18 protein-coding genes are annotated in these 21299 nt (G+C 61.3%); 12 read left to right on the top strand and 6 right to left on the bottom strand.

The window, feature by feature from the left end; genetic code table 11:
• Positions 1–384, bottom strand: a 384-nt coding sequence (locus C5L10_RS17180) for a single-stranded DNA-binding protein (protein ID WP_105430675.1), incomplete at its 3' end; no start/stop codon positions are given.
• 247 nt (positions 385–631) lie between these two features.
• On the opposite strand from C5L10_RS17180, the gene uvrA reads away from it, so the two are divergent.
• From uvrA to C5L10_RS17160, 4 genes are read left to right on the top strand one after another with little or no spacing between them, the layout of a single operon-like run.
• Positions 632–3553, top strand: coding sequence for an excinuclease ABC subunit UvrA (gene uvrA, locus C5L10_RS17175; protein ID WP_105430674.1), 2922 nt, complete (start codon positions 632–634; stop codon positions 3551–3553).
• Complete coding sequence (locus C5L10_RS17170) at positions 3550–3879, top strand: DUF4258 domain-containing protein (RefSeq protein ID WP_105430651.1); 330 nt, start codon at positions 3550–3552, stop codon at positions 3877–3879. The genes uvrA and C5L10_RS17170 overlap by 4 nt, the downstream gene beginning before the upstream one ends.
• Positions 3876–4133 (top strand): hypothetical protein, encoded by a 258-nt coding sequence (locus C5L10_RS17165; protein WP_105430650.1) that lies wholly within the window; start codon positions 3876–3878, stop codon positions 4131–4133. Before C5L10_RS17170 ends, C5L10_RS17165 begins: the two co-directional genes overlap by 4 nt.
• Positions 4130–4942: a DUF72 domain-containing protein gene (locus C5L10_RS17160; protein ID WP_105430649.1), complete on the top strand. Its 813-nt coding sequence runs from the start codon at positions 4130–4132 to the stop codon at positions 4940–4942. The genes C5L10_RS17165 and C5L10_RS17160 overlap by 4 nt, the downstream gene beginning before the upstream one ends.
• Here C5L10_RS17160 and C5L10_RS17155 read toward each other — a convergent pair.
• Complete coding sequence (locus C5L10_RS17155) at positions 4939–6420, bottom strand: NAD(P)H-hydrate dehydratase (RefSeq protein WP_105430648.1); 1482 nt, start codon at positions 6418–6420, stop codon at positions 4939–4941. The genes C5L10_RS17160 and C5L10_RS17155 overlap by 4 nt on opposite strands.
• 344 nt (positions 6421–6764) lie before the next feature.
• Here C5L10_RS17155 and C5L10_RS17150 point away from each other — a divergent pair, with 344 nt between their 5' ends.
• The 4 genes from C5L10_RS17150 to hspQ all read left to right on the top strand — a co-directional run bounded on the left by C5L10_RS17150 (position 6765) and on the right by hspQ (position 10041).
• Positions 6765–7103 carry a P-II family nitrogen regulator gene (locus C5L10_RS17150; protein WP_038542987.1) on the top strand — a complete coding sequence of 113 codons (339 nt, stop codon included), beginning with the start codon at positions 6765–6767 and terminating at the stop codon, positions 7101–7103.
• 68 nt (positions 7104–7171) lie between these two features.
• Complete coding sequence (glnA, locus tag C5L10_RS17145) at positions 7172–8581, top strand: type I glutamate--ammonia ligase (protein WP_007753930.1); 1410 nt, start codon at positions 7172–7174, stop codon at positions 8579–8581.
• A gap of 112 nt (positions 8582–8693) precedes the next feature.
• Positions 8694–9617, top strand: a complete 924-nt coding sequence (locus tag C5L10_RS17140) for a DMT family transporter (RefSeq protein WP_105430647.1) — start codon at positions 8694–8696, stop codon at positions 9615–9617.
• Positions 9618–9711: 94 nt separating this feature from the next.
• Positions 9712–10041 carry a heat shock protein HspQ gene (gene hspQ / locus C5L10_RS17135; RefSeq protein ID WP_046667651.1) on the top strand — a complete coding sequence of 110 codons (330 nt, stop codon included), beginning with the start codon at positions 9712–9714 and terminating at the stop codon, positions 10039–10041.
• 115 nt (positions 10042–10156) lie between these two features.
• Here hspQ and C5L10_RS17130 read toward each other — a convergent pair whose 3' ends face one another.
• Complete coding sequence (locus C5L10_RS17130; RefSeq protein ID WP_037087005.1) at positions 10157–10804, bottom strand: invasion associated locus B family protein; 648 nt, start codon at positions 10802–10804, stop codon at positions 10157–10159.
• Between the two features lie 276 nt (positions 10805–11080).
• Here C5L10_RS17130 and C5L10_RS17125 point away from each other — a divergent pair, with 276 nt between their 5' ends.
• Genes C5L10_RS17125 through C5L10_RS17115 form a run of 3 tightly spaced genes read left to right on the top strand, consistent with a single transcriptional unit; the run spans position 11081 to position 14558 of the window.
• Positions 11081–12895, top strand: coding sequence for an extracellular solute-binding protein (locus tag C5L10_RS17125; RefSeq protein WP_205837059.1), 1815 nt, complete (start codon positions 11081–11083; stop codon positions 12893–12895).
• Between the two features lie 37 nt (positions 12896–12932).
• Positions 12933–13604: a DsbA family oxidoreductase gene (locus tag C5L10_RS17120; protein WP_105430646.1), complete on the top strand. Its 672-nt coding sequence runs from the start codon at positions 12933–12935 to the stop codon at positions 13602–13604.
• A gap of 15 nt (positions 13605–13619) precedes the next feature.
• Positions 13620–14558, top strand: coding sequence for a DMT family transporter (locus C5L10_RS17115; RefSeq protein ID WP_105430645.1), 939 nt, complete (start codon positions 13620–13622; stop codon positions 14556–14558).
• On the opposite strand, the gene mfd is transcribed toward C5L10_RS17115, so the two are convergent.
• Positions 14559–18065 (bottom strand): transcription-repair coupling factor, encoded by a 3507-nt coding sequence (gene mfd, locus C5L10_RS17110; protein ID WP_105430672.1) that lies wholly within the window; start codon positions 18063–18065, stop codon positions 14559–14561.
• Between the two features lie 11 nt (positions 18066–18076).
• Positions 18077–18406 (bottom strand): succinate dehydrogenase assembly factor 2, encoded by a 330-nt coding sequence (locus C5L10_RS17105; RefSeq protein WP_046667648.1) that lies wholly within the window; start codon positions 18404–18406, stop codon positions 18077–18079.
• Between the two features lie 90 nt (positions 18407–18496).
• Between C5L10_RS17105 and recG the strand changes: the two genes are divergently transcribed.
• A complete protein-coding gene (gene recG / locus C5L10_RS17100) occupies positions 18497–20602 on the top strand; it encodes an ATP-dependent DNA helicase RecG (RefSeq protein ID WP_105430671.1) in 2106 nt (701 codons plus the stop codon).
• On the opposite strand, the gene C5L10_RS17095 is transcribed toward recG, so the two are convergent.
• A complete protein-coding gene (locus tag C5L10_RS17095) occupies positions 20599–21294 on the bottom strand; it encodes a DUF502 domain-containing protein (RefSeq protein WP_046633667.1) in 696 nt (231 codons plus the stop codon). The two genes, recG and C5L10_RS17095, sit on opposite strands and share 4 nt — an antisense overlap.
• Positions 21295–21299: the final 5 nt, after the last annotated feature.

The raw sequence follows: 21299 nt of genomic DNA, 5'->3' as shown, positions 1-21299 counted from the left end.
GCCGAAACCAGCACGGTCACCGCCGCCCTCGCCGCGGCCATCCAGCATGGTCAGCGTCGAGTTGAAGCCTTGAAGCACGATTTCCGTCGAATAGCGGTCGTTGCCGGTCTGGTCCTGCCACTTGCGGGTCTGCAGCGCGCCTTCAATGTAAAGCTTGGCGCCCTTCTTCACATATTGCTCGACGACCTTGCAGAGACCTTCGTTGAAGACGACGACCGTATGCCATTCGGTCTTCTCGCGGCGTTCGCCATTGTTGCGATCGCGCCAGGTTTCGGACGTGGCGATGCGAAGGTTGGCGATCGGCCGGCCGTCCTGCGTCCGGCGGATTTCAGGATCAGCCCCCACATTCCCCACCAGGATTACCTTGTTCACACTACCAGCCATATTCATCACCTCATCTGCCGCCCGGTAACGGCACCAAAAATCAATCGCGGCACTCTAGCCCATCGGGCCCAGCCATTGGGTTTTTGCGATCTTTAATCCACAGGCAAATATGTTCTTTATTTGTTCTATTTTATTCCTATAGTGCTGTCAACCGACTCGGGAACGGCGTTGCACGGCAGCAGTTTCGTCTCGACAGTCGTGGATCAATCACTACATAAGGGCCTTCGATCCTCCCGAGAGCATGAAGATGAGCGAACTGAAGAGCATTTCCATACGTGGTGCGCGCGAGCATAATTTGAAGGGCATCGATCTCGATTTGCCCCGCAATTCGCTGATCGTCATGACCGGCCTGTCCGGTTCGGGCAAGTCTTCGCTCGCCTTCGACACGATCTACGCGGAAGGCCAGCGGCGTTATGTCGAAAGTCTTTCGGCCTATGCGCGCCAGTTCCTGGAAATGATGCAGAAGCCGGATGTCGACCAGATCGACGGACTTTCTCCGGCAATCTCGATCGAGCAGAAGACGACCTCGCGCAATCCGCGTTCGACGGTCGGCACGGTCACCGAAATCTACGACTATATGCGCCTGCTTTTTGCGCGCGTCGGGGTGCCCTATTCGCCGGCGACGGGCCTGCCGATCGAAAGCCAGACGGTCAGCCAGATGGTCGACCGCATCCTCGCCTTCGAGGAAGGCACGCGTCTTTATATCCTGGCGCCGATGATCCGCGGGCGCAAAGGCGAGTATAAAAAAGAACTCGCCGACCTGATGAAAAAGGGGTTCCAGCGCGTCAAGGTCGACGGTCAGTTCTACGAGATCGCCGACGTTCCGGCGCTCGACAAGAAATACAAGCACGATATCGATATCGTCGTGGATCGGCTCGTGGTCCGCTCCGATATTGCTGCGCGCTTGGCGGACAGTCTCGAAACCTCGCTGAAACTGGCCGACGGGCTGGCGGTCGCCGAATTCGCCGACAAGCCGCTGCCGCCGGAAGAGACTTCGGCCGGCGGATCCGCGAACAAATCCCTCAACGAGACGCACGAACGGGTGCTGTTTTCTGAAAAGTTCGCCTGCCCCGTCTCCGGATTCACCATTTCGGAAATCGAGCCGCGGCTGTTTTCGTTCAACAATCCCTTTGGCGCCTGCCCGACCTGCGATGGTCTCGGCTCGCAGCAGAAGGTGGATGAAGCGCTGATCGTGCCGGAACCTGCCCGGACGCTGCGCGACGGCGCGATTGCGCCCTGGGCGAAATCCACCTCGCCCTATTACAATCAGACGCTCGAAGCACTGGGCAAGGTTTTCGATTTCAAGCTGTCCAGCCGCTGGAACGAGCTTTCTACGGAGGCGCAGAAAGCCATCCTCGAAGGCACCGAGGAAAAGATCGAATTCCACTATGCCGACGGCGCCCGCTCCTACAAGACGGTCAAGAATTTCGAAGGCATCGTGCCGAACCTCGAGCGCCGCTGGAAGGAAACCGACAGCGCCTGGGCGCGCGAGGAGATCGAACGGTACATGTCGGCGGCCCCCTGCCCGGCCTGCAACGGCTATCGCCTGAAGCCGGAGGCACTCGCCGTAAAGATCAACAAGCTGCATATCGGCCAGGTCACCGAGATGTCGATCCGGATCGCGCGCGACTGGTTCGAGGTGCTGCCGGAACAGTTGAACGCCAAGCAGAACGAGATCGCGGTCCGCATTCTGAAAGAGATCCGCGAGCGCCTGCGGTTCCTGAACGATGTCGGCCTCGATTATCTCAGCCTGTCGCGCAATTCCGGCACGCTCTCCGGGGGCGAAAGCCAGCGCATCCGGCTTGCCTCGCAGATCGGCTCCGGCCTGACCGGCGTGCTCTACGTGCTCGATGAGCCGTCGATCGGCCTGCACCAGCGCGACAATGCCCGCTTGCTCGACACGCTGAAACACCTGCGCGATATCGGCAATACGGTGATTGTCGTCGAGCATGACGAAGACGCGATCATGAGTGCCGACTACGTGGTCGATATCGGCCCAGCCGCCGGCATCCATGGCGGACAGGTGGTGGCCGAAGGCACGCCCAGCGAGGTGATGGCCAATCCGAAATCGCTGACCGGCAAATATCTGTCGGGCGAACTCGGCGTGCCGGTACCGGCCGAGCGCCGCAAGCCGAAGAAGGGTAAGGAAATCAAGGTTTTTGGCGCCCGCGGCAACAACCTGAAAAATGTCACGGCTGCCATCCCGCTCGGCGTGTTCACCGCTGTGACAGGCGTATCCGGCGGCGGCAAGTCGACCTTCCTGATCGAGACGCTTTACAAATCCGCCGCGCGCCGCGTCATGGGCGCCCGCGAAATCCCGGCCGAGCACGACAGGATCGACGGTTTTGAACATATCGACAAGGTGATCGATATCGACCAGTCGCCGATCGGCCGCACGCCGCGTTCAAACCCCGCCACCTATACCGGCGCCTTCACGCCGATCCGCGACTGGTTTGCCGGCCTGCCGGAGGCTAAAGCCCGCGGCTACCAGCCGGGCCGTTTTTCGTTCAACGTCAAGGGCGGCCGCTGCGAAGCCTGCCAGGGCGACGGCGTCATCAAGATCGAGATGCACTTCCTGCCGGACGTCTATGTCACCTGCGACGTCTGCCACGGCAAGCGCTACAATCGCGAGACGCTCGACGTCACCTTCAAGGGCAAGTCGATCGCCGACGTGCTCGACATGACGGTCGAGGAAGGCGTCGAGTTCTTCTCGGCGGTGCCGGCGGTTCGCGACAAGCTGCAATCGCTTTTCGATGTCGGCCTCGGCTATATCAAGGTGGGGCAGCAGGCCAATACGCTTTCGGGTGGCGAGGCGCAGCGCGTTAAGCTAGCCAAGGAATTGTCGAAACGTTCGACGGGGCGCACGCTTTACATCCTCGACGAGCCGACGACCGGCCTGCATTTCCACGACGTCGCTAAACTTCTGGAAATGCTGCAGGAACTGGTGAACCAGGGCAATTCCGTGGTGGTTATCGAGCACAATCTCGAGGTCATCAAGACGGCCGACTGGATCATCGATATCGGCCCGGAAGGCGGCACCGGCGGCGGCGAAGTGATCGCGGCCGGCACGCCCGAGCAGATCGTCAAGGAAAAGCGGTCCTATACCGGCCACTTCCTGAAGGAACTGCTGGAGCGGCGGCCGATGAAGAAGGTGGAAGCGGCGGAGTGACGGATGCCATCGTCTCCAGAGTCAGAGGTTTGATCGCCGACGGCAAGTTCAGGATCTCCCTGCATGCCGTCAGAGAACTGGAAAATGATGGGTTGCTCATCGAAAGGCTGATCGACAGTATCCAGTCCTGCGCGGTGATTGAGGAATATCCGGACTATCACAAAGGTCCGTGCGTATTGGTACTGCAATTCGACGAGTTTGGACGGCCCGTCCATCTTCTGTGGGGTGTTCCGAAGGGACTGGTTGAACCGGCGGTTCTCATTACCGCCTATGCGCCTGACCCGGAACGCTGGGAGGCGGATTTCATGAGGAGGAAACCGCAATGACAAGGAAGGCAGCGCAGCTTATTCGCGAAGGCAACTATGCAGCGGAGGTTTTCATCGAACTCCAGGACGATGGCGGAGAATGGTCTCCAACGATTGGCATTAACGACATTCGCAAGCTGGACAGAGTTCGGAGCGCATTGCGGTCGGGTGATCTCGACCTCGCCGAACAGGATGCGACGGTTTTCAGGCTCGTGCCACATCGAGCACTGGCGCAAGGATTTCGTGAAGACGACCAAGATGGATTTAAATCATGACCAAAGCCGGCACAATTCGCACGGGCATCGGCGGCTGGACCTTCGAGCCGTGGGAAGGCACATTCTATCCTGAAAAACTGGCCAAGAAAAAACAGCTTGAATATGCCGCAAGCAAGCTGAAGGTCATCGAGGTCAACGGCACCTATTACGGCTCGCAAAAGCCCGAGACCTTCGCCAAATGGGCATCGGAAGTCCCGGAAGGGTTCATCTTTTCGCTGAAGGCGAGCCGCTTCACCACCAACCGCAAGGTCCTGGCCGAAGCGGGAGAATCGATCGAGAAATTCCTGACCCAGGGCCTGACCGAGCTTGGTGACCATCTCGGGCCGCTGCTCTGGCAGTTCGCGCCGACCAAGAAATTCGAGGCGGATGATTTCGAAGCCTTTCTGAAACTACTGCCGAACAAGCTGGACGGGCTGAAGCTGACCCATGTGGTCGAGGTCCGCAACGACACGTTCAAGGTGCCGGAATTCATCGCCCTGCTTTCGAAATACAACATCGCGCCCGTTTGTGCCGACCATTTCGACTATCCGATGATCGCGGATGTCACCGCGGATTTCGTCTACGCGCGCCTGCAGAAGGGGTCGGACGATATCAAGACCTGTTATGCGGAAGAGGATATGAAAGCCTGGGCGAAAAGGCTGGAAACCTGGGCGGAGGGCGGCGTGCCGGACGACCTGCCGCTGGTCGACGACAAGCACAAACCCAAGAAGCAACCGCGCGACGTCTTCGCCTTCTTCATCCACGAGGGTAAGGTGAACGCGCCCTATGGCGCGATGGCGATGCGCGAACTCCTGGAAAGCCGAAGCTAGGGATCCAGCCAGATGCCGGCATGGACGGCGAGATCTTCGGCCGTCATGCCCCTGCCCGCCCGCTTGCCGGCTTCGCCATGCAGATAGACGCCGACCGCGGCTGCCTCGAAGGCGGGCATGCCCTGGGCGAGTAACGCGCCGATCATGCCGGCCAGAACGTCGCCGGAACCGGCAGTCGCCAGCCACGGCGGTCCGTTGGTATTGATATAGGCGCGTCCATCGGGGCTGGCGATCACCGTATCGGCGCCCTTGTAGACGATGGCAGCGTGGGCTCGGGCGGACGCCGCCACCGCCTTCTCCACCTTGCTCAGGTTGTCATCCGCGGCGATGTCGGGAAACAGGCGGGCGAATTCGCCCTCGTGCGGCGTCAGCACCAGATGGGGCGCCCCGCCGGCAAAGGCATCGAACAGGTCCGACGGTTTTTCCTTGAAGGAGGTGATCCCGTCTGCGTCGAGCACCAGCGGGCGATCCTTCAGCGCCAGCGCGAACTGTCTCGCCTTCTTGCCGATGCCGAAGCCCGGTCCGAGCACGAAAGCGGCAAGCTTCGCCGTGCGAAGCCAGTTTTCCAGATCTTTCACCGTGTCGACCGGATGCAGCATGATCGCAGTCAGCGAGGCTGCGTTGACAGTCATGGCAGCGCTCGGCGAACCGACGGTCACCAGCCCTGCCCCTGCCTTCAGGCCCGCGATCGCCGAAAGCCGAGCCGCACCGGTCTTGCCGGCCTCGCCGGAAAATACGGCCAGATGGCCCCGGCGGTATTTGTGGGTTTCGCTTCCCGGCTCGGCCAAGACACTGCGCCAAAGCGAGGGTCCGTTTTCCCTCGTCTCGCCGGCAACCTCACGGATGATGCGGGCCGGAATGCCGATATCGAAAACCTCGACGTCACCGCAGAGTGACCTTCCCGGCAGCAGCAGGTGGCCCGGCTTTCGGGTCATGAAGGTGACCGTATGGGCGGCCTGGAAGGCGGCCCCAAGCGGTAGGCCACGCCTTCCGCAGAGACCAGACGGCAGGTCGACGGCGATAACCGGTATCCGCGCCTCGCCGACCCTGCGGATCACATCCGCGACGATGTCGGGCACGTCGCGCGTCAGACCGGCGCCGAACAGCGCATCGACCACCACGTCGCCCGCCATTGGCCGGTAGGCCTGGAGCGGTTCAGACGGCAGGTCGCAGAGCTCGCGCGCCTGCCTGGCATCGCCCTTCAGCTTCTGCGGGTCGCCGAGATGGTGGACGCGAACAGGCGCGCCGGCTTGGCCAAGTGCGCGGGCCGCCACGTACCCGTCGCCGCCGTTGTTTCCGGGCCCGCAGAGCACGACAAAACGCAAGGCCCCGGGAAATTGCCGAAGTGCGGCCGCCGCTACCGCCTGCCCTGCCCGCTCCATCAGGTCGAACGGCGGAATGCCCGATCGGGCCGAGGCGGCGTCCGCCGCTGCCATCTCGACAGGCGTCAGAAGCAATGAGACAAGCGAAACATCCATAGGCGCAATTGAACGGAAAGATGACTAGAAAACAAGCGCCGCATGGCCCATCAAATAGGCATAAAAATTATGCAAATGCCTAAATTTACATCCACACCCGCCTTATATTCGACAATACTCAACTACCGGAAAAACTTCAAAAAACTCCGATTCTTGTGCCGCAACGCACCAATTGTGAGAAAAACGGCAGCAATTTTGCCACTGAAGCTGCTGTTTTATCGGGAATCAGGGCAAAACCGCATTATTTTTTTGAAAGTGTCGTCTGAGTTTGGCACGATAACTGCATTGGCAGGTGCGAGCGGGTAACGGCCTGCTTCAAGAGAGAAGCGGAGATATAGTTTCTCATGAAAAAGATCGAAGCGATCATCAAGCCTTTCAAGCTCGACGAAGTGAAGGAAGCCCTTCAGGAAGTCGGCTTGCAGGGGATCACAGTGACCGAAGCCAAGGGCTTTGGCCGCCAGAAGGGCCACACCGAGCTCTATCGCGGTGCAGAATACGTTGTCGACTTTCTGCCCAAGGTGAAAGTTGAGGTCGTCCTGGCGGACGAAAACGCGGATGCCGTCATCGAAGCCATCCGCAATGCGGCACAGACTGGACGGATTGGAGACGGCAAGATATTCGTTTCCAACATCGAGGAAGTCATCCGCATCCGCACCGGTGAAACGGGCGTGGACGCCATCTAAACGCCCCCCAATAAACGCCCTAGGGCCAAAGGCCGGGGTTCATCGTCATCGTACATCGAGGAGGTCATATGACGAGCGCAAGCGAAATCATGAAACAAATCAAGGAAAACGACGTCAAGTTCGTGGACCTGCGCTTTACCGACCCCAAGGGCAAGCTGCAGCACGTCACCATGGACATTGCGTCGGTCGATGAGGACATGTTCGCCGACGGCGTCATGTTCGACGGTTCCTCGATCGGCGGCTGGAAGGCCATCAACGAGTCGGACATGGTGCTGATGCCCGACCCGGCGACGGTCCACATGGATCCGTTCTTTGCCCAGTCGACCATGGTCATCTTTTGCGACATCCTCGATCCGATTTCCGGCGAAGCTTATAACCGCGATCCGCGCGGCACCGCCAAGAAGGCCGAAGCCTATCTGAAGGCATCGGGCATCGGCGATACAGTGTTTGTCGGCCCTGAGCCGGAATTCTTCGTGTTCGACGACGTCAAGTACAAGGCCGATCCTTACAACACCGGCTTCAAGCTCGATTCGTCGGAACTGCCGTCCAACGACGACACGGACTACGAGACCGGCAACCTTGGCCACCGGCCCCGCGTCAAGGGCGGCTACTTCCCGGTCCCGCCGGTCGACAGCCTGCAGGACATGCGCTCCGAAATGCTGACCGTGCTCGCCGAAATGGGCGTGGTCGTCGAAAAACATCACCACGAAGTGGCTTCCGCCCAGCACGAGCTCGGCGTCAAGTTCGACACCCTGGTGCGCAACGCCGACAAGATCCAGATCTACAAGTATGTCGTGCACCAGGTCGCCAATGCCTATGGCAAGACCGCGACCTTCATGCCGAAGCCGATCTTCGGCGACAACGGCTCGGGCATGCATGTGCACCAGTCGATCTGGAAGGACGGCAAGCCGACCTTCGCCGGCGACGAATATGCCGGCCTTTCCGAGAGCTGCCTCTTCTATATCGGCGGCATCATCAAGCATGCCAAGGCGATCAACGCCTTCACCAACCCGACGACGAATTCCTACAAGCGTCTCGTCCCGGGTTATGAAGCGCCGGTTCTGCTCGCTTACTCGGCTCGCAACCGCTCGGCCTCGTGCCGCATTCCCTTCGGCACAGGACCGAAGTCGAAGCGCGTCGAAGTCCGCTTTCCGGATCCGCTGGCAAACCCCTATCTTGCCTTTGCCGCCATGCTGATGGCCGGCCTCGACGGCATCAAGAACAAGATCCATCCCGGCAAGGCCATGGACAAGGATCTCTACGACCTGCCGCCGAAGGAACTGAAGAAGATCCCGACCGTCTGCGGTTCCCTGCGCGAAGCCCTCGAAAACCTCGATCGCGACCGCAAGTTCCTGACCGCCGGCGGCGTCTTCGACGACGACCAGATCGACGCCTATATCGAGCTCAAGATGGTGGAAGTCATGCGCTTCGAAATGACGCCGCATCCGGTGGAGTTCGACATGTACTATTCGGCCTGATCCGACTGGGCGCGATTTCCGCGCTTGGCTGCGTTAAGAACGGCGGGCCGCAAGCCCGCCGTTTTCCATTTCGCCGAGCCTTGTGGCTTGCGCCTCCATTGCCGGTGTGCCGATGACCTCCCCCAACTCTCCACAGCCGCGCCCGATCGACTGGGTGATCTTCGCACTTGTGCCCGTGTTCTTTTCCAGCAACCTGATCTTCGGACGCGGCGTGATCGGCGAGATCGGGCCGTTCATCACCGCCTTCATCCGCTGGGCCGGAGCAACGCTGATCATCGTGCCGCTGCTGTATCTCGACTGGGCGGCGGCCTGGACCTTTGTGCGCCGGCATACCTGGCTCTGGCTGTGGCTGGGTTTCCTGAGTATCGGCATCAGCGGCGGCTTCGTTTATTGGGCGCTGACGCTGACAACGGCATCGAATGCGACGCTGATCTACACGACCTCATCGCTGTTCATCATCCTTTTCGAATGGCAGTTTTCCGGCCGCCGGATCGGCGGCCGCGAGCTTCTGGGCATGGCGGTCGCATTCGCCGGCGTGGCGGCGATCGTGCTGCGGGGCGATCTCGGTGCCTTGGCGCACATGAATTTCAATGTCGGCGACCTCGGCATGCTCGTGGCGGCGATCTCCTTTGCGGTCTATTCGCTCCTGCTGCGCCGCCCCGCGGCCCAGGCGATCCGGCCATTCACACTGTTCGGGCTGATCGGCTTTTCCGGGTCGCTCCTCCTGCTGCCCCCGGCGCTCTGGGAACTCTTCCATGGCGGGCTGCTGCCGACGACGTTTTCAGCCTGGTCGAAGATTGCCGGCATCATCCTGTTCGCCTCGCTTGCAGCGTTCTACTGCTTTCAGCATACGGTGAGGATATTTGGCCCGGCGACGGCGGGAGTGACGCTTTACCTGATGCCGCCGGTCTCTATCGTCATGGCGGTGATATTCCTCGGCGAGACTTTTGAAAGATATCACGCGGTCGGCATCGTTCTGGTGCTCGGCGGTATAGTTCTAGCAACGACCCGACCGCGGGGGCTGACTAAGCCTTAAGTCTATCCCGTGGAACGAAGCGGGCCGGTCTGCATTAATCTCTTGATGTCGGAGAATTTTATTCCCACATTAGGATGCGAAAGGACATCGCACCATGAAACAACGCCACGCTAAATTTACCATCGGAGAAGTGGTCCGCCACAAGGTCTTTCCGTTCCGGGGCGTCGTGTTCGATGTGGATCCGGAATTCGCCAATACGGAGGAATGGTGGAATTCCATTCCCGCGGAAATCCGGCCGAACAAGGACCAACCCTTCTATCATCTCCTCGCGGAGAATGACGAGACGGAGTATGTCGCCTATGTCTCGGAGCAGAACCTGGAACACGACGAAAACGACGCCCCGCTGCGCAATCCGCAGGTCTACCAAATCTTCGATCGCGGCCCATCCGGTCAGTTGAAGCCCAAGATCATACTGGCCCACTAACTCGAATTCGCAAGACCCGGAAAGGCGTCGGCATTCTGCCGGCGCTTTTTTCATGCCCGGAATCAGAAAGCCCGGCACATGGCCGGGCTTTAAGCTGTTTGGTTCCGACTGGAACTTACTGACCCTGCTTTGCAGAGTTCTGGGCGTCTTCCAGCTTCTTGCGGGTCTCTTCCGCTTTGCGCTGCATGCCTTCTTCGAGGCTGCGCTGGCTCTGAGCGATCTGTTCCTGCGGCATGGCCGGACCGTCGAATACGCCGGTGAAGCCGGTGAGCGGCACCTTAATCGGGTTCGGAGCGCGGCGGAAGTTGATCGACGTGAAGACCACCTCGCCGCCCTTCTTGAGGCTGGCGATCATGGCGTCGGTCAGCGGCACTTCGGCGGTGCACTTGTCCGGAAGGCAAACGATGTAATCGAGCTTCTGACCCTTGCCGCCGTCGATCTGCATGACGATGCCGGGCGGCACGAGGCGTGCGGTCGGTACCGAAACCTGCATGATCTTGCGGTTGACCTTGCCTTCGACCGTGATCAGGCCGACGGCGGTGATGAGCTGACCATTCTGGGCGGCAATGATGTTCTGCACGACGCAGAGATCGCTGTCGTCCTGCTTGGTGCAGGTCTTGAACCAGCCGAGCGGCGGCGCACCAGGAGCGGCCGCGGCCGGAGCATCCTGTGCAAGGGCTGCAACCGGCAGCGCTGCTGCGCCGGCCGAAAGAGCGAGAGCGGACATCGCCGTCCGCAGAACTTGGGTTGCCTTAAGCATCATAACGAGATCCGTCTCCTGAAATCCGCTGGGTACGGCAGACGCCGTCAACTCCCTCGGGGTGTCCTACTGCCTGTGACCTGTCGGTCAAATGAGGCAATTGAATGACCCGCCCGTGTGGCCAACCTGTTACATCGGGCAGACGTCGATATCCAGTCCCTCTTTCGTATTTTTTGACAAGGAGTTAACGTCGGCGATCACTCTTTTGCATATCGCGGCGGTTGGTTGACCTCATGGCATGCGCTATTTTGCAGGCGAATCAGCGAGGATTTCACCGCCATGGGTCCCATGCGACGCTTTCTTCCCCTCATCGCCGCGCTTCTCATCGGCACCCCGGCCCTTGCCGAACCGGTCCACGGGATAGCCATGCACGGCAGCCCGGCGCTCGGCCCCGATTACAAACATTTCCCTTACGTGAACCCGGACGTGAAGAAGGGCGGGCGGATAACCTATGGCGTCGTCGGCACGTTCGACAGCCTCAATCCGTTCATCCTGAAAAGCATGCGCACCTCGGCGCGCGGCATCTGGGATCCGGCTTTCGGCAATCTGATCTTCGAATCGCTGATGACCCGTTCCAGCGACGAGGCGTTCACGCTTTATGGGCTGCTGGCCGAGAGTGTCGAATGGAATGACGACCGGACCTTCATCCAGTTCAACCTCAATCCGAAGGCGAAATGGTCGGATGGCCAACCGGTGACCCCGGATGACGTGATCTTTTCGTTCGAACTGTTGCGCGACAAGGCCCGCATTCCATACTCGTCCCGATTGGCGCCCGTCGCGAAAATGGAAAAGGTCGGCGAGCATGGCGTCCGTCTGACCTTCAACGAAAAGGCAGACCGGGAATTTCCGCTGATTCTCGCCACCGGCACCCCGATCCTGCCGAAACACGCAACCGATCCGGCCACCTTCGATCAGTCGACGCTGAAGCCGCCGGTCGGCTCCGGTCCTTACCGGATCAAATCCATTTCGCCCGGAGAACGCATCGTTTATGAACGGGATCCGGGCTACTGGGGCAAGGATATTCCGGCCAAGGTGGGGTTCGACAATTACGATCAGATCAGCGTCGAATATTTCCTGCAGGACAACACGTTGTTCGAGGCCTTCAAGAAGGGCGCGATCGACATCTATCCCGACGGCAGCCCGACCCATTGGGCGCGGGCCTATGATTTCCCGGCGGTCCAGAACGGCGACGTGATCAAGGACGGGTTCAAGCCGCAGCTGCCGACCGGCATGCTCGGTTTCGTGTTCAACACGAGACGTTCGATCTTCGCCGACGTGAACGTGCGCGCCGGCCTGTCGCTCGCCTTCGATTTCGAATGGGCCAACAAGAACCTCTTCGAGGGCGCCTATACCCGCACGGAAAGCTTCTGGCAGAACTCGCCCCTCTCCTCGCTCGGCAAGCCGGCGGATGAGCGGGAGCTCAAGATTCTCGGGGCCATCAAGCAGAGAATCGAGCCGGCGGTGCTCGACGGCAGTTATCATCTGCCGAAGACCGACGCTTCTGGTGCGGACCGCAAGGTGTTGCGCGATGCGGTCGATCTTCTCAGGAAGGGCGGTTATGCGATCAAGAACGGCAGGATGACGAACGCCTCGGGCAGGCCGTTGGCCTTCGAGGTCATGACCCAGACCCAGGACCAGGAAAAGCTCGCGATCGCCTATCAGCGGACGCTGAAGATGATCGGCGTCGACATGTCGATCCGCACCGTCGACGATGCCCAGTACCAGGCCCGCTCCGGCAATTTCGACTATGACATGATCGTCAAATCCTATCCCGCGTCACTGTCGCCCGGCATCGAACAAGCCGGGCGCTGGGGATCGGATTCCCGCAATCGCGACGGCAGCTTCAATTTTGCCGGCACTGCGGATCCCGATCTCGACAAGCTGATCGGTATCATGCTGGCGGTTCGCAGCAAGGAGGATTTCGAGGCCGCGGTGCGGGCTTACGATCGGATGCTGATTTCAGGTCACTATCTCGTTCCGCTCTATCATATCCCCGATCAATGGGTGGCGCGTCGCAAGTATATCGGTTATCCGCAAAAGCTCCCGCTCTATGGCTACCAGCTCAACACCTGGTGGGATAAGCGGGCGCAATAATCCGGTCTCTTCCGGTTACCGAAGAAAGGACGCCGCCGTGGAGCGCGTAACCATCGACATCGTTTCGGATATCGTCTGCCCCTGGTGTTACCTCGGCAAGGCGCGGATGGAACTGGCGGTCGCCGAAGTGCAGGACGAGATCGGCGTTGATATCAACTGGCGCCCTTATCGGCTCAATCCGGACCATCCGCCCGAGGGCGTCGACCATCAGGCCGACCTTGCCGCCAAGCTCGGCGGCAAAGATGCCGTCGAACGCGCCCACGACATGCTGAAGAAGCTCGGCGAAGAGGTCGGCATCAAGTACAATTTCGAAGCGATCAAGATCGGTCCCAATACGCTTGATGCGCATCGCCTGCTGCATTGGGCGATCGTCGAAGACCGCGAAATCCAGGATAAGGTCGCGACCGCCCTCTTCAAGGCGAATTTCGAGGAAGGCCGCAATGTCGGCGACCATGCCGTGCTCGCCGACATTGCCGAAAAGTCAGGCCTCGACCGCAAGGTCATCGAGAGCCTTCTGGCAAGCGATGCCGACAAGGACACGGTTCTCGGAGAAATCGAGGCAGCCCAGAAGATGGGCGTGACCGGCGTGCCGTTCTTCATCATCGACGGGCAATATGCGGTGAGCGGCGCGCAGACACCGGATGTCCTTGCCAATGCGCTGCGCGAAATCGCCAAGCTGAAGGCGGAAGCCCGCAAGGGCATGATCTGAGAACGGACAAAATTCGTGCGTACCGACCAGACCCTGAAAGGCGTTCTTCTCGCCTTCGCCTCCTTTGCCGCCTATTCCTGGAGCGATGCGAGCGTCAAGATGATCGAGGGCGCTCTGACGCCCTATGAGATGGGCTTTTTCGGCGCGGTCTTCATGCTTGCGGGTTTTCCCTTCCTGATGAAGCCGGGCGATAGCTGGCTCGACGTGGTGAGAAGCACCAACCGGCTGCTCTGGGTGCTGCGCTTCTTCTCGGCCGCCTTCGGGACCATCGGTAGCGTAGCCGCCTTCACCTACCTATCGATGGCGGAAGCCTTCGCGCTGATCTTCCTGTTGCCTTCCTTTGTGACGATCATGTCGGTTCTGTTTCTCAAGGAAGCGGTCGGGATACGGCGCTGGAGCGCTGTCATCATCGGCTTCATCGGCGTTCTTGTCATCCTGCGCCCGGGTTTCCGCGAGCTTTCGATCGGGCATGTCGGCGCGGTGTTTGCCGGGCTTTCCGGAGCGATCTCGATCATCGTCTATCGCGCCATCGGACCGTCGGAAAAACACATCTCGCTCTACGGCGCCGGCGTGCTTGGCGTTCTCGTCATCCTCGGCGTACTGATGATCCCGGATTTCCATTGGCCGACACTGCAGCAATGGGCCATGCTCGCGGGCTATGGGCTGCTGGGAGCGCTGGCGACCGTCTGGCTGATGTATGCCGCCAACTATGCGCCCGCCGCCGTGATCGGGCCAACCCAATACAGCCAGATGCTCTGGGCCATCCTGTTCGGCTATCTTATCTTCGGCGACAGGGTCGACCTGCCGATGCTGATCGGCATCGTGCTGATCATCGGTTCCGGTCTCCTGACGCTCGCCCGCGAGCGGGCACGCGATGTGCGCCTGCCCGCATCCGTCGCGACGGATCAGCAAGCCGCCGTAGTCACCGTCCCCGACAGTAAATCCGATATGTAATTACGTTTTGGCCAATTCAGCGAACTGGGTCATCACCTGGGCCGCGGTCGTCAACCGCTTTTCCGGGGTCGGCAGGTCGCGGGTCAGGAACACGCTGTGGTCTGGGCGGATCTTTGCGAGCGTCCCCTGCTTGGCGATATAACCGACAAGATTGGCGGGGTTCGGGAACTGTTTGTCGCGGAAGGTGACGACGATGCCCTTGGGGCCGGCATCGAGCTTCTCGACATTGGCCTTGCGGCAGAGAGACTTGATGTAGACCACCTTCAACAGGTTCTGCACCTCGACCGGCATCGGGCCGAAACGATCGACCATTTCCGCGCCGAAACCATCGATCTCGGACAGGTCCGTGACTTCGCCGAGACGGCGGTAGAGGCCCATGCGCAGATGCAAGTCGGGCACGTAGCTTTCCGGGATCATCACCGTGATGCCGACGGAAATCTGCGGTGACCAGCCGGTATCGGTGATCTCGTCGTCGCCCTTCACCTCCGCCACGGCTTCCTCCAACATCTGCTGGTAGAGCTCGAAGCCGACTTCCTTGATATGGCCTGACTGTTCCTCGCCCAAGAGATTGCCGGCGCCGCGGATGTCGAGGTCGTGGCTGGCGAGCTGGAAACCGGCACCAAGCGTGTCGAGCGATTGCAGCACTTTCAGGCGGCGCTCGGCGGTGGTCGTCAGCTGCTTGTTGACCGGCAGTGTGAAGAGCGCGAAGGCGCGCACCTTGGAACGGCCGACACGGCCGCGGAGCTGATAGAGCTGCGCCAGGCCGAACATGTCGGCGCGGTGGACGATCAGCGTATTGGCGGTCGGCACGTCGAGGCCGGATTCGACGATGGTGGTCGACAGAAGCACATCGTATTTGCCGTCGTAGAAGGCATTCATGATGTCTTCGAGCTCGCCTGCCGCCATCTGGCCATGGGCAACCGCGACCTTCAGCTCCGGCACGTCGGACTGGAGGAAAGCCTGGATTTCCGGCAGGTCCGCAAGCCGCGGGCAGACGTAAAAACTCTGGCCGCCGCGATAATGTTCGCGCATCAGCGTCTCGCGGATGACCAGCGGATCGAAGGGCGAGATGAAGGTGCGGACCGCCATGCGGTCGACCGGCGGCGTGGTGATCAGCGACAGTTCGCGTACACCCGTCATGGCAAGCTGCAGCGTGCGCGGGATAGGCGTTGCCGAGAGCGTCAGGACATGCACGTCGCTCTTCAGTTCCTTCAGCCGTTCCTTGTGCTTGACGCCGAAGTGCTGCTCCTCGTCGATGATCAGCAGCCCCAGATTGGCGAACTGGATGCCAGCGCCGAGCAGCGCATGGGTGCCGACGACGATATCGACCTTGCCGTCGGCAATGTCCTTCTTGGTCTGGGCCAGTTCCTTGGCGGGCACCAACCGCGAGGCCTGCTCGACCTTGATCGGCAGACCGCGAAAACGCTCGCGAAACGTCTTGAAATGCTGGCGGGAGAGAAGCGTGGTCGGCACGACGACCGCGACCTGCGCGCCGTTCATGGCAGCGAAGAAAGCGGCACGCAACGCGACTTCCGTCTTGCCGAAACCGACGTCGCCGCAGACGAGGCGGTCCATCGGACGGCCGGCGCCAAGATCGTCGCGCACGGAATCGATGGCGTTCGCCTGGTCCTCGGTCTCGTCATAGGGGAAGCGGGCGGCGAATTCGTCGTAGAGCCCTTCCGGCGTGGTCAGAACCGGAGCCCGGCGGGTGATGCGCGTGGCGGCGATGCGGATCAGCGCGTCCGCCATATCGAGCAGGCGTTTCTTGAGCTTGGCCTTGCGGGCCTGCCAGGCGCCGCCGCCGAGCCTGTCGAGCTGGGCTTCCGCCGCATCCGAGCCGTAGCGCGACAGGAGATCGATATTCTCGACCGGCAGGAAGAGTTTTGCCTGGTCGGCGTAGTGGAGCTCGAGGCAGGCGCGCGGGGCGCCAGCGGCCTCGATCGTCACCAGGCCGACGAATTTGCCGATGCCATGCTCCGCATGGACGACCAGAGAACCTTCGTCGAGGCCGGCGACTTCGGTCAGGAAATTGGCGCCGCGCTTGCGGCGCTTGCCGCGGCGGACCATGCGGTCGCCGAGAATGTCCTGCTCGCCGATGACGACGATATTGCCCGTCTCGAAACCGGCTTCGAGGCTGAGGACCGCGGAAGCCGCCTCGCCTTTTTCCAGCTTGTCGAGATCGGCAAGCTTGTCGATCTGGTTGATGCGCTTCAGCCCGCGCTCGTCGAGCACCTGCAGCAGCCGATCGAGCGAGCCGGCGGACCAGCCGGTGACAAGAACCTTGGCGCCCTCGGCGCGCTTGTCGGCGATATGCTTGACGACAAGGTCGAAGACGTTGACGCGTTCGTCGCGATCCTTCTCTTCCGTCTGGTTTTTCGCCCAGCGAGGACCGGCATGCGCATCCAAGGTCACCACCCGGCGACCTTCCGCGTCCATCTCGTTGAACGGCGTCAGGCGCACCGCGTTGACGGCGTCGAGCGCGGCGGCAAAGGCTTTGCTTTCGAGGTAGAGCTGACCCGGTGAAACCGGCTTGTAGGGCGCCGCCTGGGCGGCCGCACCCTTGCCCTGGGTGCCGCTGTCGCGCCGTGCCTCGTAATAGTCGAGCACCAGTTTCGAACGCTCGCCGGCCGCCTCGCGAGCCGTGTGGTCGGTGACGATCCGGAAACCCTTGAAGTAATCGAAGGCGGTTTCGAGACCGTCGTAGAACAGCGGCAGCCAGTGTTCCATGCCGGGGTAACGTCGGCCTTCCGAGACTGCCTGATAGAGAGCGTCGTCGCGGGTCGCGGCGCCGAAGAGGGAGAGATAGTTCTTGCGGAAGCGGCTGATCGTGTCCGGTGTAAGCGTCACCTCGCTCATCGGATTGAGGTCGAGGGCGCGCGCCTGGCCGGTGGTGCGCTGGCTGGCGGGATCGAACGAGCGGATCGATTCCAGCGTGTCGCCGAAGAAATCGAGGCGCACCGGCTCCTCAGTGCCCGGCACGAAGACGTCGAGAATGCCGCCGCGCACGGCGAATTCGCCGACTTCACGCACCGTCGCGACGCGCTCGAACCCGTTGCGCTCCAGCCGCGCCGCGATGTCGTCCATGCGGATCTGATTACCGGGCTTGGCGGAAAAGGCGAGGCTTTCGATGATCTCGGCAGGAGCGATCTTCTGCAGCATTGCATTGACGGTGACGAGCACGATCGCCGCATGCGGCTTCTTGGCATGTGAGATCAGGCCGGACAGGGCCGCAAGCCTACGGGCGGAGACATCGGCGCTCGGGGAAACGCGGTCATAGGGAAGACAGTCCCAGGCAGGCAGTGTCAGGACCGGGATTTCCGGCGCCACGAAAGACAGCATCTGTTCCAGATCGAACATGCGCTGGCCGTCCGACATGACATAGGCGACCGCCTGGCCGGCGCGAGCGAGCTCGGCAAGGATCAGCGGCTCCATGCCCGGCGGCACGTTGCCTATGGTCAGCGGGGTCTGCGCCGCGGCGATCTTCTTCGCGTCGAATCCGGGAATCATCGGGCCAGAATTCATATCTTGTGCCCGAGCCTTGCTTCCAGGGAAGCTTTGGTGACGGGATCGAAATCCGGGTTATAGGCAGCGACACGCGCGAAAAGCGGCGTCTTCCTGTGCTCAGGCAAAGTTTGAGCCCCGGTTATCCAGGCATGCAGGTCGTGGTCGTCCTCGCCCATGATCGCCTCGAATTCGTCGAGTTCGGCTTCCCCGAGCTTGCCGATCTCGGCTTCCGCAAAACTCCCGAGAACCAGGTCCATTTCCCGGATGCCGCGATGCCAGCAGCGATAGAGGATGCGCCGGCGGCGCGGGTCGAGATCCGCGCTGGTGCGGGATAGTCCTGTCATGGCCGTGTCCTTGTTTTGCCGTTCATATAGGACGCTTTTCCGCCCTCGTCACCTTGCCAAATGGGCAAAATCCATCGCATTTTGCGCGCCATGCGTCCCGCCATACTCGATCCGCTGTTCTCGCCCGTCGCCTCGCTTGCCGGTGTCGGGCCGAAGCTTGCCGAACTGATCGCCCGCGTCACCGGCCGCGAGGACCCGGACGATTGTCGTGTCGTGGACCTGCTTTTCCATGCCCCCTCCTCACTGATCGACCGGCGCAACCGGCCGGGCATCGCGCTTTCGCCACAGGGCGCCATTGTCACAATCGAAGGCCGGGTCGACCGGCATCAGCCGCCACCGCCCGGCAAGTCCAACATGCCGTACCGCGTCTTCCTGCACGATGATACGGGCGAACTGGCGCTCACCTTCTTCCGTGCCAAGGGCAATTGGCTGGAAAAGTCGCTGCCGATCGACGAGATGGTGATGGTGAGCGGCAAGGTGGACTGGTTCAACGGTCGCCCCTCGATGGTGCACCCGGATTTCATCGTCAAATCCTCCGAGGCGGAGAACCTGGCCCTGGTGGAGCCGGTCTATCCGATGACGGCGGGCCTGACGCCGAAAGTGCTGCGCAAGGCGATCGACGGTGCCGTCGCCCGCATGCCGGAACTGCCGGAATGGGCGGATGCGGCGCTGGCCGTGCGCCAGGGTTTTCCTTCGGTCGCGGAGGCCTTTCGCGGGCTGCACGATCCGCGCGATGCAGCGGATATCGATCCGCAGGCACCTGCCCGTCGGCGGCTCGCCTATGACGAGTTCCTCGCCGGCCAGGTGTCCCTGTCGCTGGTGCGTCAGAGGGTGCGCAAGGTCCCGGGCCAGCCGATCCGCGTCAAGGGCGATCTTGCCGCAAAGATCATCGCCAATCTTCCCTTCTCGCTGACGCCCAGCCAAAAAGCGGCTGTCGAGGACGTCATCAAGGACATGGCCGGCGAAGACCGCATGTTGCGGCTGCTGCAGGGCGATGTCGGGGCCGGCAAGACGCTGGTGGCGCTGCTCGCCATGTCCGCCGCCGTCGAGGCCGGCGGCCAGGCCGTGCTGATGGCACCGACCGAAATCCTCGCCCGCCAGCATTTTGCGACGATCTCGAAGCTCGCCGGTGCTGCAGGCGTCGCGGTCGAGGTGCTGACCGGCCGCACCAAGGGGCGTGAGCGCGACCAGATCATCGAGCGGATTGCGTCTGGCGAAGCGCAGATCATCGTCGGCACCCACGCGCTCTTCCAGGATGCGATCAACTATCACAATCTGATGCTCGCCGTGGTGGACGAACAGCACCGGTTCGGCGTGCATCAGCGCCTTCGGCTGACGGCCAAGGGAATTTCCCCGCATATGCTGGTGATGACCGCGACGCCCATTCCCCGCACTCTGGTGCTCGCCGCGTTCGGCGATATGGACGTCTCGAAGCTCACCGAAAAACCGGCTGGCCGCAAGCCGATCCAGACCGTCACCATCCCCACTGAACGGATCGGCGACATCGTCGCCCGGCTGCGCGGCGCGATCGGCGAAGGAAAAAAAGCCTATTGGATCTGCCCGCTCGTCGAGGAATCAGATGTCTCCGACCTGATGTCCGCGGAGGAACGTTATGCGGTGCTCGCCAAGGAACTCGGCCGCGATGTCGGCCTGATCCATGGCCGCATGAGCGGACCGGAAAAGGACGCAGTCATGAGCGCCTTCAAGACCGGCGAAATCCGGTTGCTGGTCGCGACCACCGTGGTCGAAGTCGGCGTCGACGTGCCGGATGCGACGATCATGGTCATCGAACATGCCGAGCGGTTCGGGCTTGCCCAGTTGCACCAGTTGCGCGGCCGTGTCGGGCGCGGCGACGAGGCTTCGACCTGTATCCTGCTCTACAAGGGGCCGCTCACTGAAACCGGCCGGGCGCGGCTTTCGATCCTGCGCGACAGCGAGGACGGTTTTCTGATCGCCGAGGAGGATCTGAAACTGCGCGGCGAAGGCGAGTTGCTCGGCACCCGCCAGTCCGGCACGCCCGGTTTCCGGATCGCCAGCCTGGAAGCGCACGCGGAACTGCTGGAGATCGCCCGGAAGGATGCTGCCTATCTGCTGGAACGGGATCCGGAGCTCACAAGCGAGCGCGGCCAGAACATGCGCGTGCTGCTTTACCTGCACCGCCGCGACGAGGCGATCCGGTTCCTGAGAGCCGGCTAAGCCTGCATTTTCGGGGCTGGCAGGACGGCGGTCGGCGCGCCGGGGACGGGCTTGTAGTCCGGTGCGATGAGACCACCCGATATCAGCAGCTTGGCGCCTTCCTCCGGCGTCATGTCGAGCATGATGATCTTGCTCTTGGGCACGAACATCAGGAAACCGGCGGTCGGAACCGGGGTCGGGGGCAGGAAGACGCCGACCATTTCCTCACCGTCCGCATTGAGCTTTGCCGCGATCTCTCCCTGCGCGTCGCCGGAAATGAAGACCAGCGCCCACATGCCGGGGCTCGGAAACTCGATCAGCCCGCACCTCTTGAAGGAGGTCGATTGCTCCTTCAGCACCGTCTCGAAGATCTGTTTGATGCTCTTATAAATGCTGCGGATCAGCGGCATCCGGTGCAGGATCGATTCGCCGAACTTGACGATCGAACGGCCGATCAGGTTCTTGCCGAGAAAGCCGATGATGGTGATGAGCACCACCGCGATCAGCAGACCGGTGCCGGGAATGGTGATGTTGAAGTAATATTGGGGGTCGTAGCGCTGCGGAATATAGGGCGTGACCCAGCTATCCGCCCAGTCGATGAAGGTGAAAGTGAGCCAGATGGTGATGGCAAGCGGCGCGCAGATGATCAGGCCGGTTAGGAAGTTGTTCCTGAGACGGCCGGCCAGCGATATTCGCTCTGGACTGTCGCTCATTCGGT

Source organism: Neorhizobium sp. T6_25, assembly GCF_002968555.1.
Taxonomy (GTDB): Bacteria; Pseudomonadota; Alphaproteobacteria; order Rhizobiales; family Rhizobiaceae; genus Neorhizobium.
This window is presented reverse-complemented; position numbering and strand designations above follow the sequence as displayed.